The organism is Oceanobacillus sp. CF4.6, assembly GCF_051262635.1.
GTDB lineage: Bacteria > Bacillota > Bacilli > Bacillales > Amphibacillaceae > Oceanobacillus.
This window is the reverse complement of sequence record NZ_JBIMEX010000002.1, coordinates 167,107-183,127: the sequence shown is the minus strand read 5'-3', so window position 1 is coordinate 183,127 and position 16,021 is coordinate 167,107. Positions and strand designations below refer to the sequence as shown.

The window sequence follows — 16,021 nt, the reverse complement described above, 5'->3', positions numbered from 1 at the left end:
CCACCCGAGTTGTCATAGCTTATCGTAAAGTGTTATGATAATAGTGGATTATAGTTTAGATTGTTTTAATTGAGGAGCGTTTATAATATGGTTGGATTATTAACAAAAATTTTTGGTGATGGTAACCAAAAACAAATAAATCGATTACAAAAACAAGTTGATAAAATAGAAGCGCTGGAACCTGAAATCGAAAAATTAACGGATTCCGAACTTCAGAAAAAAACAGAAGAATTCAAGGAACGATATGCGAATGGTGAAGAAATTGATGATATGTTGGACGAGGCATTTGCAGTAGTGCGTGAAGCTTCAAAAAGAGTACTCGGGATGCGTCCATTCCAAACGCAGCTAATGGGAGCGATAGCGCTTCATGAAGGCAACATAGCTGAAATGAAAACTGGTGAAGGTAAAACCTTGGCTTCCACTATGCCAGCATACTTAAATGCCTTGGCTGGAAAAGGTGTTCATATTATTACAGTCAACGAATATCTGGCTGACCGTGATGCGCAGGAAATGGGCCAACTTTATGATTTCCTCGGCTTGACAGTTGGCTTGAATGGAAATGGGCTAACGAAAGAAGAAAAAAGAGAAGCGTATAATCGAGATATTACCTATGGTACAAACAATGAGTTTGGTTTTGATTACCTTCGAGATAATATGGTCTTATATAAAAATCAAATGGTGCAGCGACCTCTTAATTTCGCAATCATCGATGAAGTCGATTCTATTCTCATAGATGAGGCAAGAACGCCATTAATTATTTCTGGGTCAGCAAAAAAATCAGCTGCTCTTTATCAGCAAGCAGATGGTTTTGTTATCACCCTGCATGGTGAGACGGACTATACATATGATGAAAAAACAAAAGGTGTCCAGCTGACGGAAGAGGGAATTAACAAAGCTGAACGTTATTTTTCCATTGAGAATTTATTTGATTTAGACAATGTATCCTTAACACACCATATTAATCAAGCATTGAAAGCACAAGTTTCCATGCATCGTGATGATGATTATATGGTAGAAGAGGGAGAAGTTATCATCATTGATCAATTTACAGGGCGTAAGATGAAAGGCCGCCGCTATAGTGATGGACTTCATCAGGCGATTGAAGCAAAAGAAGGATTACAAATTCAAAATGAGAGCATGACACTTGCTTCCATTACCTTCCAAAACTTTTTCCGTATGTATAATAAGCTTGCAGGTATGACAGGTACGGCTAAAACAGAAGAAGAAGAGTTCAGAAATATTTATAATATGGATGTCATTGCTATACCTACGAACAAACCAATAACAAGGGATGATCGTGCTGATTTGATCTACAAATCAATGGAAGGTAAATTCCGTGCCGTAGTAGAAAATATTAAAGAAAGAAATAAAGCCGGACAACCTGTTCTTGTCGGTACGGTTGCGGTAGAAACGTCGGAACTTATTTCTCAAATGTTAAAAAAATCTGGAGTTAGGCATGAAGTTCTTAACGCAAAAAATCACTATAGAGAAGCGGATATTATTGAAAATGCAGGCCAAAAAGGTTCCGTAACAATAGCTACGAATATGGCAGGTCGTGGTACAGATATTAAACTAGGTGAAGGTGTTATAGAACTAGGGGGACTTGCTGTAGTAGGTACGGAACGACATGAATCACGACGAATTGATAATCAGCTTCGGGGACGTTCCGGTCGTCAGGGAGATCCAGGTATAACACAATTTTATTTGTCCATGGAAGATGAATTGATGCGCCGCTTTGGCTCCGATAATTTGAAATCAATGATGGAAAGATTGGGAATGGATGATACACAGCCTTTAGAAAGCAAAATGGTTTCCAAAGCTGTTGAATCTGCACAAAAACGTGTGGAAGGAAATAATTTTGATGCACGGAAAACGGTTCTTTCTTACGATGATGTATTGCGGGAACAGCGCGAGATTATTTATAAGCAACGATTCGAAGTTATCGATGCGAATGATAATTTACGTGAAATCATTGAAAATATGACTGAGTCATCCATTAATCGTATCGTTCAAACGCATACACAGGAGGATAATGAAGAAAAGTGGGACTTAAAAGCAATTGTAGAATATGCACACGGAAACTTAATGGACCCTACTGAAATTTCTGAGGAGGACCTTAAAAGGAAAGAAGCGGATGAAATTTCGAATCTGCTTATGGAAAGAGTACGTGCACGTTATGATGAGAAAGAAACGGAGCTTTCTCCAGAGCAATTCCGTGAGTTTGAGAAAGTAATACTGCTTCGTACAGTCGATTCCAAATGGATGGATCATATTGATCAAATGGATCAGTTGCGCCAAGGTATTCATCTTCGTGCATACGGACAAAATGATCCGCTACGTGAATACCAAATGGAAGGTTATTCTATGTTTGAAGAGATGATTGCCAATATAGAGGATGAAGTTGCTAAATATATTATGAAAGCTCAAATTCGTGAAAATCTGCAGCGTGAAGAAGTAGTGAAGAACACACAAGCCGTTGCTGGTGGACAGGATGAAAAGAAAAAATCGCGTAAACCTATTGTGAAGAATCAAACGGTTGGCCGTAATGACCCATGTCCATGTGGAAGCGGGAAAAAATATAAAAATTGTCACGGGAAATAAATAAAATATATCTTCAGTATGTAGAAACTTCGGCGGCGCTCTGGGAAATATACTTGCGGTTCGCGGACGGCGGGAAAAGCACATGTAACCTGAAATTACGTCGCAGTTTATATCAACTCGATTATAAAGCAACAAACATTACGAAAGATTCTTTTTGAATAAATTAACTAGAGGTGAAGGAAATGGAATTAGTAGAGATAAAAAATGAATTAGATAAAATAGCTTCACGTGTTGAAGACTTTAGGGGGTCTCTTTGACTTAGATGTTAAAAAGGCTCGCATTGCTGAATTGGATATGCAAATGTCAGATCCAGAATTCTGGAATAGCCAGGAGGCAGCCCAGAAGGTAATCTCCGAAGCAAATGGTTTGAAAGGCTACGTGGAAAGCTTTAATGATATGGAAGAACGTTTAGAAAATCTGGAAGTTTCCTACGAATTGATAAAAGAGGAAGCGGATCAGGAGCTTTTTGAAGATTTACAATCAGAACTGCAAGCCTTTATGAAAGACGTTAATGATTTTGAATTACAAATGCTATTAAGCGAACCTTATGATGCAAATAATGCAATCCTTGAATTACATCCAGGCGCAGGGGGAACAGAATCACAGGACTGGGCGAGCATGCTACTTCGAATGTATCAGCGCTGGGCTGAAGACAAAGACTTCAAGGTAGAAACAGTTGATTATCTTCCTGGTGAAGAAGCAGGTGTGAAAAGCGTAACGCTTTTAATTAAAGGACATAATGCATATGGTTATTTAAAGGCAGAAAAAGGTGTCCATCGACTTGTGCGTATTTCGCCATTTGACTCATCCGGACGGCGACATACCTCATTTGTTTCCTGTGATGTAACCCCAGAGTTGGCAGACGATGTCGATATCGAAGTCAGAACGGAAGATATAAAGGTGGATACGTACCGTGCAAGCGGTGCGGGGGGGCAGCATGTTAATACGACTGATTCGGCAGTGCGGATTACACATTTACCGACCAACACGGTTGTTACTTGTCAAAATGAACGTTCACAAATAAAAAACCGTGAAGCAGCAATGAAAATGTTAAAATCCAAGTTGTATCAATTAGAGATTGGACGTCAACAGCGTGAACTGGATGACATACGTGGAGAACAAAAAGAAATTGGCTGGGGTAGTCAGATTCGTTCCTATGTCTTCCACCCATACTCTATGGTCAAAGATCATCGTACAAATACAGAAACAGGGAACACACAGTCAGTAATGGATGGTGACATCAATTCATTTATTGATTCTTATCTAAGATCACAAATTCAATAATCCCAAAAGGAGGATTTCTGTCATATAGATAGTTTCCTCCTTTTTAACTTCATAAAATTGCCATAATCACTCAGAGGGATTGACATATCAATGTTTTACCGAAGTTATATAATGAAAACGTTTCAAACATAAGTTTTAATTATTTCTAAAAGGGTTATAATAGAAGCAGCAACTATTTTTATAAAAACAATTACTTATGAATGGGGGATTTATTAATGAAAAAAGTTTTAATGGCATTATTATTTGGATCAGTATTAACATTAGCAGCATGTGGCGGTGGTGACGATGGCGGAACTGATGATACAGGATCAGATGATACCGGCACAGAAACGGAAGTACCAGCAGATGAAGGTACGGTTGATACTGCCGCAGGGGAAGAAGTATATCAAGCAAACTGTGCAGCATGTCACGGTGCCGACTTATCAGGTGGCGCAGGTCCTGAATTAACAGCAGTTGGATCAACATATTCCGCTGAAGAAATCGCAGATATCGTTACAAATGGTAAAGGAAATATGCCAGCGCAAAATGTAGCGGGAGAAGATTTGGATGCATTATCAAGCTGGTTGGCTGAACAACAATAATGGTTAAAAGGATAAAAAAGCTCTGTTACAAGTGAGTTACTTGTAACAGAGCTTTTTTTATTAATTCTATTTTACATAATAGTTACTGAATGAAATATAAATGTAATAATTTTATAGCTAAAATTATTGTAGAAAAATGTTATAATAAGTTAGTATTCTTGAAAACGTAACGTTGAAACGACAAATTTCTACGTTTTTTGATAGACTCGGGCAGCAAAGGACAACAACAATAAATAAAAAGGTTGATACTAAAATGATATTAATGAAAGATATTTATAAAACGTATGCAAATGGTGTAACAGCCTTAAGTGGTATTAATATTGAAATTAAGCAAGGTGAATTCGTCTATATTGTAGGCCCCAGTGGAGCTGGAAAGTCGACATTTATTAAATTAATGTTCAGAGAAGTAAAACCAAGTAGTGGAACAATCGTTATTGGTGATATGGATTTAAGTGAAATTAAAGAGCGAAAAGTTCCTTTTTTACGTAGGAATATTGGAGTTGTCTACCAGGACTTTAAACTCTTACCGAAATTATCAGTCTATGAAAATATTGCATTTGCTTTGGAAGTAATTGAAGAATCTCCGAAGAATATTCGCAAACGTGTAATGGAAGTACTTGAACAAGTTGGCTTGAAAAATAAGGCCCGTTTCCTTCCCAATGAATTATCTGGGGGAGAACAGCAGCGTGTTTCAATTGCACGTGCAATCGTTAACCACCCAAAAATCGTAATTGCAGATGAGCCTACAGGAAACCTTGACCCGGAAACATCTTGGGGCATTATGAAGACATTTGAAGAAATAAACGCTAGTGGAACAACAATTATCATGGCCACTCATAGTAAGGAAATTGTAAACACAATTAAGAAACGTGTTATTGCTATCGAAGACGGTTTAATTGTTAGAGATGAGCACAGGGGTGATTACGGCTATGAAATTTAGAACATTTAGAAGGCATTTACGAGAAGGGTCAAAAAATATAATCCGTAATGGTTGGATGACCATTGCTTCAGTTGGTGCGGTTACTACGACATTGATCTTGGTCGGGGTATTTCTTGCACTCGTAATGAATTTAAATGAGATGGCAAATAACATTGAAAACGATGTTGAAATAAAAACGCTAATTGATCTAACTGCTGAAGAAGAGGATATTCTCGCTTTAGGAGAACAAATTGAGCAAATAGATGGAGTTGAATCTACTGCATTTTCATCAAATAATGATGAACTGCAAGGCCTTATTGATAGTATGGGAGAAGAAGGAGAAGCTTGGCAATTATATGAGCAGGATAATCCTCTGAGCCATGCATATATCGTTCGGGCAGAGTTCCCTGAGGACACAGAGAGAATAGCGACCGAAATAGCATCATTTAATCATGTGCAAGAGGTAAACTTTGGACAAGATGTAGTAGACAAGTTATTCCAGTTTAATAACTATGCTAGAATAATCGGCTTGGTTTTAGTTATCGCATTGGTGTTCACAGCAATATTCCTTATCTCCAATACGATAAAAATTACAATTATGGCACGCAGTACTGAAATAGGAATTCAGAAACTTGTAGGGGCAACAAATGGATTTATCAGATGGCCGTTCTTTATTGAAGGATTACTACTCGGAATTCTCGGTTCGATCATTCCGATAACAGTCATTGCAGGCGGATATTATTATTTGGAAACCAACTTTGGACATCAAATTTCGCTCAGTTTTGTGGAACTTTTGCCGTTTAACCCATTTGCATGGCAATTGTCCATCATGATACTGGGAATCGGAACAGTTATCGGTATCTGGGGAAGTGTAATGAGTGTTCGTAAATTCCTGAAAGTTTAAGGTGACTAAGACTAATATAGAGAAGCAACTAGACAATTTTAATTGAAAAGGGGAAATACGAGTGAAAAAGCTAGCTACGGTTATTCTTATTGCCGTCTTAATTTTAGTGTCATTACCTGCAGGAATAAGTAAGGTATCTGCAGAATCAATTGGGGACCTGAACAAAGAAATCAATGAACTGGAACAAGAGAAATCCAAACTGGATCAAGAGAAGAACCAATTGGAAGGTACCAAAAAAGAAACCGAAAGTAAGTTGGGCGAGAATGAGGAACAACAGGGTTCGGTTGAACAGGAAATAAATACAATAGATGATGAACTTTCAAATACACAGAGTAAAATAAGCACAAAGGAAAATGAAATAACAGATACGAACAATGAAATAGAAGAATTAAACAACAAGATTAGTGAACTCTCTGATAGAATTGAAGAATTAAAAGAAGAGATTGAGATATTACAAGAAAGAATCATAAAACGTGATGCATTACTGAGAGAACGTCTTCGTGCGATACAGCAAAGTGGCGGCGAAATGAAATATATGGGCGTAATCCTTGGTGCCAACAGTTTTGGTGATTTCATCAGTAGAACTTCGGCAGTAAATACGATTATGGATCAAGATAAAGAGATTATGGAAGCACAAGCTGCAGATAAGAAAGCACTTGAAGGAAGTAAAAAAGAAGTAGAAGCAAACAAAGAAGAAGTAGAAACGAAAAAGGTTGCAGTGGAAGATAAGAAAAAGTCATTGGAAAACCAGAAACAAGATCTTGTAGCTCTAAAAAGTCAACTTGATGCACAGTTGGCAGAAAAAGAAACGTTAATGGCTTCACTAGAAGAAGAACATGGTGAGCTGGAAGAACATAAAATGAGTGTTGAAGAAGAACAGCAACTTTTGAGCGCGGAACAAAAGGCAAAAGAAAAGGCGATTGCAATGGCTTCAAGTAAAAAAGGTGAGCTCGAGCAATTGGCTAAAGAAGAAGAAGCGAGAAAAGCAGAAGCAGCGAGAAAAGCAGAAGCAGCACAAAAAGCTGAGGAAGCAAATAAGTCAAAGTCAAGTTCAAGCCCTAGTTCTAGCCCTAGTTCAACCCCTAGTCCTAGCACAAAATCAAATTCCAGCCCCGCGCCAAGCAGTAGTTCCGGTTCAGGAATATTTATAAAGCCAGCGGCTGGTTCAATCTCTTCCCATTATGGAATGAGATACCATCCAATTCACAATTACAATAAGCTTCATGCCGGAACGGATTTTGCAACACCTACAGGAACTACTTTGGTTGCAGTGGCTGACGGTGTTGTGAGTACAGCTGGATGGGTCAGTGGTTATGGAAATACAATAATGATTTCACATTATATCAATGGTAAAAGCTATACGACTCTTTCAGCGCATTTAAGCAGTATCTCTGTATCTGTTGGACAAGCGGTTAGTCAAGGTCAAGCAATCGGTAAAACTGGTAATTCCGGAGACTCAACTGGACCACATCTACATTTCGAAGTACATCCCGGTGGTTATAAAAATCCAGCTAACCCAATGACCTATTTAAAATAGTATGTTTACAAAAGGCATTCCCCAGTGGGTGTGCCTTTTTCTCTATATATTGTTTTAATTCCACAAAGCACAAAAGATAAAACCATAGTCATTGGTAAAATATAATGGTATGCTTTTCATATGAGATATCAGATAAAGTTGCTTGCAATTCGTAAACTTTTTGATCATGTCATATACTTTTACATAGCGAATAATAAGTTAGAGGTGGAATTATGAATTTAAAAAAATCACACATTGCATTAATCCTTGTTGCTGCACTTCTTCTAGGTTTTGCGGGTGCATATGCTGGGGTACAATTTGCACAGCCCGAGGAACCAGAAATACAGAGTTCCAATCAGCTTCAAAATAAGACGGCTAAAGACGTAGAAGAGGATCAATCAGAGCAATCTGGAGATTTAAATAAAATTACCCAGTCGTATGGTTTAATTAAACAGAATTACTTGGAAGATGTTGATGATACACAACTGATAGAAGGAGCAATAGAAGGTATGCTATCTACCCTGGAAGATCCGCATACCTCCTACATGGACCTTGAAACAGTAAGTCAGTTTAATGACCAAATCGAATCTTCCTTTGAAGGAATTGGTGCAGAGGTTAGCATGGTTAACGGACTTGTAACGATTGTTGCACCTATCAAGGATTCACCAGCAGAAAAGGCAGGATTGCGTCCCAATGACCAAGTATTAACTGTTGATGGGGAAGGTTTGGAAGGTTTAAACTTGAATGAAGCTGTTGCTAAAATTCGTGGTGAGAAAGGATCGGAAGTGGTATTGCAAATACAGCGATCCGGTGTAACAGAAGCGTTTGATGTGACCATTGTCCGTGACGAAATTCCTGTAGAAACGGTGTACAGCAGGACAGAAACAATCGATGGAAAACTTACTGGGATATTGGAAGTTACCAATTTCTCAGAGAACACATCTACTGAATTTGAAGAACAGTTAACAGCTCTGGAGAATGAAGAAATAGAAGGTCTGGTCATAGATGTTCGGGGGAATCCGGGTGGCTTATTAAATGTCGCTGAGGAGATTCTAGCGTTATTTGTCCCTAAAGATATACCATATTTACAAATTGAAGATAGCAACGGAGAAAAAGAAAAGTATTACTCACAATTGGATGAACAGAAAGAATATCCGATTAGTGTATTGATTAATGAAGGAAGTGCATCCGCTTCAGAGATTCTTGCTGTTGCCCTAAAGGAACTTGGATATGATATTGTTGGGGAAACAAGCTATGGAAAAGGTACCGTACAACAGGCAGTACCACTTGGTGATGGAAGTTCAATTAAACTGACAACCTTTAAATGGTTATCTCCAAATGGTGAGTGGATTAATGAAACAGGTGTTGAGCCTACGATAGAAGAAAAACAACCAGATTATTACTATACCTATCCGATTCAGGCAGAAGAACCTTTTACTTACGATCAAACAGCAGAAGCAATCGCAAATATGCAAGTAATGCTTTCTGGATTAGGGTATGATTCGGGCCGAACAGATGGATACTTTAGTGAAGAAACAAAAACTGCTGTATCAGAATTTCAAATAGATAATGATCTTGATTCAACTGGTGAAGTCAATCAGGAAACAGCCGGCTTAATTGAGACACAAATTATTGAAAAAATGCGTAATGGTGAAGATGATCAGCAGCTTGAAACTGCATTGGAAGAGTTATATCAATAGCATAAAAAATCGGTGAAAAGCAATAAGTTTTTAACAATCCACGAGGCATTGCTCGTGGATTTTCATTTAGTGAGTTTGGCTTGATAGATACCAACATGGCGATAAGCCAATTTTTTGATATAGCAGGAAAATAATAGATAACTATCGAATATAATAAATGATGGTCGTCAGACAGTAAAGAAGGTGAATCGTTTTGGCAGAAGCATGGCTAATTGAAATTTTCAAAGGTGTTGGAAGATTGTTTATGAACCCAATTGTATATTGGACAATCCTATTAATACTATTGGCAGGCTATAAACGTATCAAGCAGGAAAGAATTGATTTCGGATCTAAAGTATTCGACATTTTTTCAGAATGGAGAAGTACTTGGGGTGTATCGCTTATTACCGGTTTGGTTTTGTCTATCATTACAATCGGAGCAGGTATCGTTTTTTCTTATGAATTCATTGTATTATTAGCAATTATAACCATCATATTGAGTCTTGCTTTGAGATTTACGATGCTATCTCCGAGTTATACAATCGGCCTTACATTTTTACTTCTCTTATTCTTACCATCTTTGTTGGAAAACCAGACAGTAATAGATACAGAATTAATAACGGAAACGAACTTTACTGGACTAGCGTTGTTGGCGGGGTTATTGCTAACTGTGGAATCTATCCTGATAGGAAGAATAAAGCGTAATGAAACGTATCCAAGTATCGCTTTAAGTGATCGTGGAATATGGGTAGGTCAGCATCGAATTAAGAAACTAAGTGTTATTCCATTTTTTGTTATCGTACCAAATGGTTTAATCAGTCCTTTTGCACCTTGGTGGCCGTACTTTGCCATTGGAGAAGCATCTTATAGTCTCGTACTCATTCCTTTTTTAATTGGATTTGATTATTTAGCTAAAGGACATGAACCAATGCAAGCTACCAGAAAAATTTCTAAATTTAATGGGCTTTTAGGAACAGGAATAATAGTGATTGCTATAGGAAGTATCTATATTCCATCCTTGTCGATTGTAGCAATTGTGTTAGCAATTATCGGAAAAGAGTATTTAAATTATAAATACCGTCTTGGAGACAGATTACGGAGACCATTTTTTCAACCGCAGGAAAAGGGTTTAAAGGTTGTTGGTATCATTCCATCCACACCTGCTGCAAGGTTGGAGGTATATCCTGGTGAGACAATTGCAAAGGTAAATGGCCAAAGAATATCTACGGAAGCAGAATTCTACAAAGCATTGCAAGGAAGCGGAGCATTCTTTAAGTTAGATGTTTTGGATGATCGTCATGAGGTTCGATTTGTTCAAGGGGCACTTTATGAAGGAGACCACCATGAACTGGGACTTCTATTTTCATCAGCACCACACCGCCAGAAGAATGCTAAGAAAACTAAAACTAAACTATCGGGATGAGCAACCAATTGAATGGTTGCTCTTTGCCTTTTATTCAATAGAAATTGAAAGCAGCACGGTTCCTCACTCTATGAAAAAGGGGAAATGATTTTCGGAAGAGATTTATGGGTATTATAATTAAGAGCCTATCAAACAAATACATCGAATACTTGTTCGATTTTATGTTAAAATATATAATTAGAGATAGTAGAAAACTTTATAGAGAAACGGAGGATGCATCTATGAAGGATAAATTTGAATTGGTTTCAAAATATGAGCCTGCAGGGGATCAGCCTGAGGCAATAAAGGATATTACGAAAAAAGTTCTTGCCGGCCAGCGCCATCAAACATTGCTTGGTGCAACGGGAACAGGAAAAACATTTACAATGTCCAATGTGATTCGGGAAATCAATCGGCCGACATTGGTCATCGCCCATAATAAAACATTGGCAGGACAATTGTATAGTGAATTTAAAGAGTTTTTCCCGGATAATGCAGTAGAATACTTTGTTAGTTACTATGATTACTACCAGCCGGAAGCGTATGTCCCATCAACAGATACATTTATTGAAAAGGACGCCAGTATTAATGATGAAATCGATAAATTACGTCACTCGGCTACATCGTCCCTTTTTGAAAGAAAAGATGTATTAATTGTGGCCAGTGTCTCTTGTATATATGGTTTAGGTAATCCGGAAGAATATCGTAATCAGGTTCTTTCCCTACGAATGGGAATGGAAAAAGATCGGGATCAATTACTTCGCAATCTTGTAGACATTCAATATGCACGGAATGATATTAATTTTCAACGTGGTACGTTTCGTGTTAGAGGCGATTCTGTTGAAATTATTCCTGCTTCAAGGGAAGAGCGTTGTATTCGGGTAGAGTTTTTCGGAGATGAGATAGACCGTATCCGGGAAGTAGATGCGTTAACAGGTGAAATTATTGGTGATCGGGAACATGTTGCGATCTTTCCTGCATCCCACTTTGTCACCGGTGAAGAAAAAATGAAAATAGCGATTAACAATATCGAAAAAGAATTGGAAGAACGATTGAAAGAATTACGAGAAGCGAATCAGTTATTGGAAGCACAACGTTTGGAACAGCGTACTAATTATGATTTGGAAATGATGCGTGAAATGGGGTTTTGCTCTGGTATAGAGAACTACTCCCGACATCTGACGCTGAGAGAATCAGGAGCAACGCCATATACATTGATTGACTTTTTCCCGGAAGACTTCTTAGTTGTCGTCGATGAGTCCCATGTTACTCTCCCGCAAATCAGGGGAATGTACAATGGAGACCAGGCAAGGAAGCAGGTCCTTGTTGATCATGGATTTCGTCTTCCTTCTGCAATGGATAACCGTCCATTAAAGTTTCAGGAGTTTGAAGAAAAAACAAAGCAACTCGTTTATGTGTCTGCAACACCTGGACCGTACGAGCTGGAACATAACCCGGAAATGACGCAACAGATTATTCGTCCCACAGGTTTACTTGATCCAGAAATTGAAGTCCGACCAATTGAAGGTCAAATTGATAATTTAATAGAAGAAATCAATAAACGGTCAGAGCGAAATGAACGTGTTCTGGTTACAACACTTACGAAGAAAATGTCTGAAGATCTTACCGACTATTTGAAAGAGATTGGAATTAAGGTTGCCTATTTGCACTCGGAAATTAAAACATTGGAACGGATTGAAATTATTCGTGATCTCCGCGTTGGGACGTATGACGTTCTGATCGGAATTAACCTGCTCCGGGAAGGTTTGGATATTCCGGAAGTTTCCCTTGTTACCATTCTTGATGCCGATAAGGAAGGATTCCTACGTTCTGAACGAGCCCTAATTCAAACGATGGGTAGAGCTGCGCGTAATGAAAATGGTAGAGTTATTATGTATGCAGATAGGATCACTAATTCTATGCAGTTGGCGATGGACGAGACGACAAGGAGACGTACGATTCAGAGGGATTATAATGAAAAGTATGGAATCACACCGAAAACGATTATTAAAGAAGTCCGTGATGTGATAAAAGCAACCGTCGTAGCAGAAGATCAAGATAAATATGAAGGTAAAACGAAGAGTCTGAAGAAGATGACAAAGAAAGAAAGAGAAAAAGTAATCGAACAAATGGACAAAGAAATGAAGAATGCTGCCAAGTCGCTTGATTTTGAAAAAGCAGCAGAACTTCGTGATGTAATATTTGAATTAAAAGCGGAAGGATGACCATTTCATGCCCAGTAAATCAATTAAGATAAAGGGTGCCAGGGCCCATAATTTAAAAAATGTAGATATTGAGATACCGAAAAATAAACTTGTCGTTGTAACAGGTTTATCCGGATCTGGGAAATCTTCACTCGCATTTGACACCATTTATGCAGAAGGACAGCGCCGTTATGTTGAGTCCCTCTCCGCGTATGCAAGGCAATTTCTCGGTCAAATGGATAAACCTGATGTGGATGTGATTGAAGGATTATCGCCAGCCATTTCAATTGACCAAAAAACGACGAGTAAAAATCCGAGATCCACTGTTGGAACTGTAACGGAGATTTATGATTATTTGCGATTACTCTATGCACGTGTAGGACGCCCAACATGTCCAAAACATGGAATAGAAATCAGCTCACAAACGATTCAGCAGATGGTTGATCGGGTTTTGGAATATCCAGATAGAACCAAGCTGCAGATCCTCGCCCCAGTTATTTCAGGAAAAAAAGGTGAACATGTTAAAGTTATGGAGAAATTGAAACAAGAAGGCTACATTCGTATTCGGGTCGATAATGAAATGCGTGAAATATCCGAAGAAATTAAGCTTGAGAAGAATAAAAAACATTCGATTGAAGTTGTCATTGACCGTGTCGTCCTTAAGGAAGGTGTTGCTGGACGATTAAGTGATTCAATAGGAACAGCACTCCAATTGGGAGAAGGGAAGATTCTTGTTGATATTATCGGTCAGGAAGAACTGACTTTCAGCGAAAATCATGCCTGTCCAATTTGCGGGTTCTCTATTGGCGAGATGGAACCACGCCTGTTTTCCTTCAATAGTCCGTTTGGGGCTTGCCCGAGCTGTGATGGTCTCGGTACAAAACTGGAAGTGGATCTTGACCTGGTTATTCCTGACTGGAACCTGACATTGAAGAAAAGTGCTATTGCACCATGGGAACCGATTAGCTCACAATATTACCCGCAACTACTGAAAAGTGTTTGTGAACATTATGATATTGACATGAATATACCAGTTAAAGATATTCCGCAAGATAAAATGGATAAAATATTGTATGGCAGTGGCAAGGAGAAAATTAACTTTCATTATGTAACTGACTTTGGTCGAGCACGAAGCAGTGACATTCTTTTTGAAGGTGTGATCAATAATATAGCTCGTCGTCATAAGGAGTCATCATCTGAGTACACTCGTGAAACATTAGGAAAATATATGGCAGAAAAACATTGCCCAACATGCAAAGGGCATCGTTTAAAAGAAGAGGCACGTGCCGTTTTAATTGATGGATTACATGTAAGCAATGTGACCGATTTTTCTGTTGTAGAAGCGGTAGACTTTTTCAAAAACCTAAAACTGACTGAAAAGGAACAACAGATTGCCAAAATGATTTTGAAGGAAATTGATAATCGTTTGGAGTTCCTCTATAATGTTGGGCTGGAATATCTTACACTATCCCGTGCAGCAGGAACGCTTTCAGGTGGAGAAGCACAACGAATCAGATTAGCAACTCAAATCGGTTCTGCCTTAACGGGTGTATTGTATGTGTTGGATGAACCATCCATCGGACTGCATCAGCGTGATAACGATCGACTGATTGAAACCCTTAAAAGAATGCGTGACTTCGATAATACGTTAATTGTTGTGGAGCATGATGAGGATACAATGCTTGCAGCAGACTGGCTTGTTGATATTGGACCAGGTGCAGGGGAACATGGTGGGGAGATTATTGCAAATGATACACCAGAAATGGTAATGAAAGACGAAAATTCTTTAACGGGAAGATATTTATCCGGCAAAGAGTTTGTCTCTGTACCTACCAAACGACGAAAAGCGGATAAGCGAAAAATTGAAATTTTGGGAGCATCTGAAAATAATCTGAAGGATGTTTCTGTTAAAATTCCAATTGGTTTAATGACAGTAGTGACAGGTGTATCCGGTTCAGGTAAAAGTACACTCATTAATGAGATCCTTTATAAATATTTATCCAAAACATTGAATCGAGCAAATCACAAGCCTGGTAAACATAAAAAGATTAAAGGAATCGAACATATTGATAAGATTATTGCTATCGACCAATCCCCAATTGGACGTACACCAAGGTCAAATCCAGCTACGTATACTGGTGTGTTTGATGATATTCGGGACTTATTCTCCCAAACGAATGAAGCAAAAATACGAGGTTATAAAAAAGGACGCTTCAGCTTTAATGTTAAAGGTGGACGTTGTGAAGCATGTCGTGGCGATGGAATTATTAAAATTGCTATGCATTTCCTGCCGGATGTCTATGTTCCATGCGAAGTGTGCCACGGTAAGCGCTATAATCGTGAGACATTGGAAGTAAAATACAAAGGGAAAAGTGTCGCCGATATACTCGAAATGCGGGTTGAGGAAGCAGTAGACTTTTTTGCTCCTATTCCTAAAATAAAGCGTAAAGTGCAAACCCTTTTTGATGTTGGTCTTGGCTACGTTAAGCTTGGCCAGCCGGCAACAACACTATCAGGTGGAGAGGCGCAACGTGTTAAATTGGCGAGTGAGCTTCACAAACGGTCTTCCGGTAAATCATTCTATATTTTAGATGAACCGACAACAGGACTGCATGCAGACGACATTAAGCGGCTGCTTACGGTCTTACAGCGTCTTGTTGATAATGGGGATTCCGTAGTGATTATCGAACATAATCTGGACGTAATCAAAAGTGCCGACCATATCATTGATCTTGGGCCTGAGGGTGGAGATAAAGGTGGTCAGCTTGTTGCAACCGGAACACCTGAACAGATTGCGAAACAAGAGGATGTATCCTATACCGGCAAATATTTAAAATCCATTCTTGAGCGTGACAATAAACGAATGCAAGAAGCGTTAACAAAAAAGGAAAAAGTCAGTACAAACTAAACAATTGCAAAAGACAGTAGTGT

Annotated in this window: 10 protein-coding genes; all 10 read left to right on the top strand. The window is 38.6% G+C overall.

The genetic code is table 11. The annotated features are described in order from the left end of the window. Positions 1–87 precede the first annotated feature (87 nt). The gene (secA, locus tag ACHABU_RS04505) at positions 88–2,601 is read left to right on the top strand and encodes a preprotein translocase subunit SecA (protein ID WP_435762708.1); all 2,514 of its coding nucleotides are present in this window, start codon (positions 88–90) and stop codon (positions 2,599–2,601) included. A gap of 182 nt (positions 2,602–2,783) precedes the next feature. After that, positions 2,784–3,885 (top strand): peptide chain release factor 2 gene (prfB, locus tag ACHABU_RS04500; RefSeq protein WP_435762705.1). Its coding sequence is split into 2 segments (ribosomal slippage): positions 2,784–2,855 and positions 2,857–3,885, totalling 1,101 coding nucleotides; the frame shifts between segments, so codons are not numbered across the junction. Positions 3,886–4,100: 215 nt separating this feature from the next. Further along, positions 4,101–4,466 carry a cytochrome c551 gene (cccB, locus tag ACHABU_RS04495; RefSeq protein ID WP_435762703.1) on the top strand — a complete coding sequence of 122 codons (366 nt, stop codon included), beginning with the start codon at positions 4,101–4,103 and terminating at the stop codon, positions 4,464–4,466. 253 nt (positions 4,467–4,719) lie between these two features. Continuing rightward, a complete protein-coding gene (gene ftsE, locus ACHABU_RS04490; RefSeq protein WP_435762701.1) occupies positions 4,720–5,406 on the top strand; it encodes a cell division ATP-binding protein FtsE in 687 nt (228 codons plus the stop codon). Continuing rightward, positions 5,396–6,289, top strand: a complete 894-nt coding sequence (gene ftsX / locus ACHABU_RS04485) for a permease-like cell division protein FtsX (RefSeq protein WP_435762699.1) — start codon at positions 5,396–5,398, stop codon at positions 6,287–6,289. The genes ftsE and ftsX overlap by 11 nt, the downstream gene beginning before the upstream one ends. A 61-nt stretch (positions 6,290–6,350) precedes the next feature. Beyond that, on the top strand, positions 6,351–7,826 hold the full coding sequence (locus tag ACHABU_RS04480; protein WP_435762697.1) for a peptidoglycan DD-metalloendopeptidase family protein: 1,476 nt from the start codon (positions 6,351–6,353) through the stop codon (positions 7,824–7,826). Between the two features lie 212 nt (positions 7,827–8,038). Next, entirely contained in the window at positions 8,039–9,505 is a 1,467-nt protein-coding gene (locus ACHABU_RS04475) for a S41 family peptidase (RefSeq protein WP_435762695.1), read from the top strand. Between the two features lie 193 nt (positions 9,506–9,698). Further along, positions 9,699–10,907: a PDZ domain-containing protein gene (locus ACHABU_RS04470; RefSeq protein WP_435762693.1), complete on the top strand. Its 1,209-nt coding sequence runs from the start codon at positions 9,699–9,701 to the stop codon at positions 10,905–10,907. A 221-nt stretch (positions 10,908–11,128) separates the two neighbouring features. Next, positions 11,129–13,111 carry an excinuclease ABC subunit UvrB gene (gene uvrB, locus ACHABU_RS04465; protein ID WP_435762691.1) on the top strand — a complete coding sequence of 661 codons (1,983 nt, stop codon included), beginning with the start codon at positions 11,129–11,131 and terminating at the stop codon, positions 13,109–13,111. Positions 13,112–13,118: 7 nt separating this feature from the next. Beyond that, positions 13,119–15,998, top strand: a complete 2,880-nt coding sequence (gene uvrA / locus ACHABU_RS04460) for an excinuclease ABC subunit UvrA (RefSeq protein WP_435762689.1) — start codon at positions 13,119–13,121, stop codon at positions 15,996–15,998. The last annotated feature ends 23 nt before the right edge of the window (positions 15,999–16,021 follow it).

Coding starts and splice junctions, on each gene's coding strand:
- secA (WP_435762708.1), top strand. CDS start 88: ATGGTTGGATTATTAACAAAAATTTTTGGTGATGGTAACCAAAAACAA.
- cccB (WP_435762703.1), top strand. CDS start 4,101: ATGAAAAAAGTTTTAATGGCATTATTATTTGGATCAGTATTAACATTA.
- ftsE (WP_435762701.1), top strand. CDS start 4,720: ATGATATTAATGAAAGATATTTATAAAACGTATGCAAATGGTGTAACA.
- ftsX (WP_435762699.1), top strand. CDS start 5,396: ATGAAATTTAGAACATTTAGAAGGCATTTACGAGAAGGGTCAAAAAAT.
- ACHABU_RS04475 (WP_435762695.1), top strand. CDS start 8,039: ATGAATTTAAAAAAATCACACATTGCATTAATCCTTGTTGCTGCACTT.
- uvrB (WP_435762691.1), top strand. CDS start 11,129: ATGAAGGATAAATTTGAATTGGTTTCAAAATATGAGCCTGCAGGGGAT.
- uvrA (WP_435762689.1), top strand. CDS start 13,119: ATGCCCAGTAAATCAATTAAGATAAAGGGTGCCAGGGCCCATAATTTA.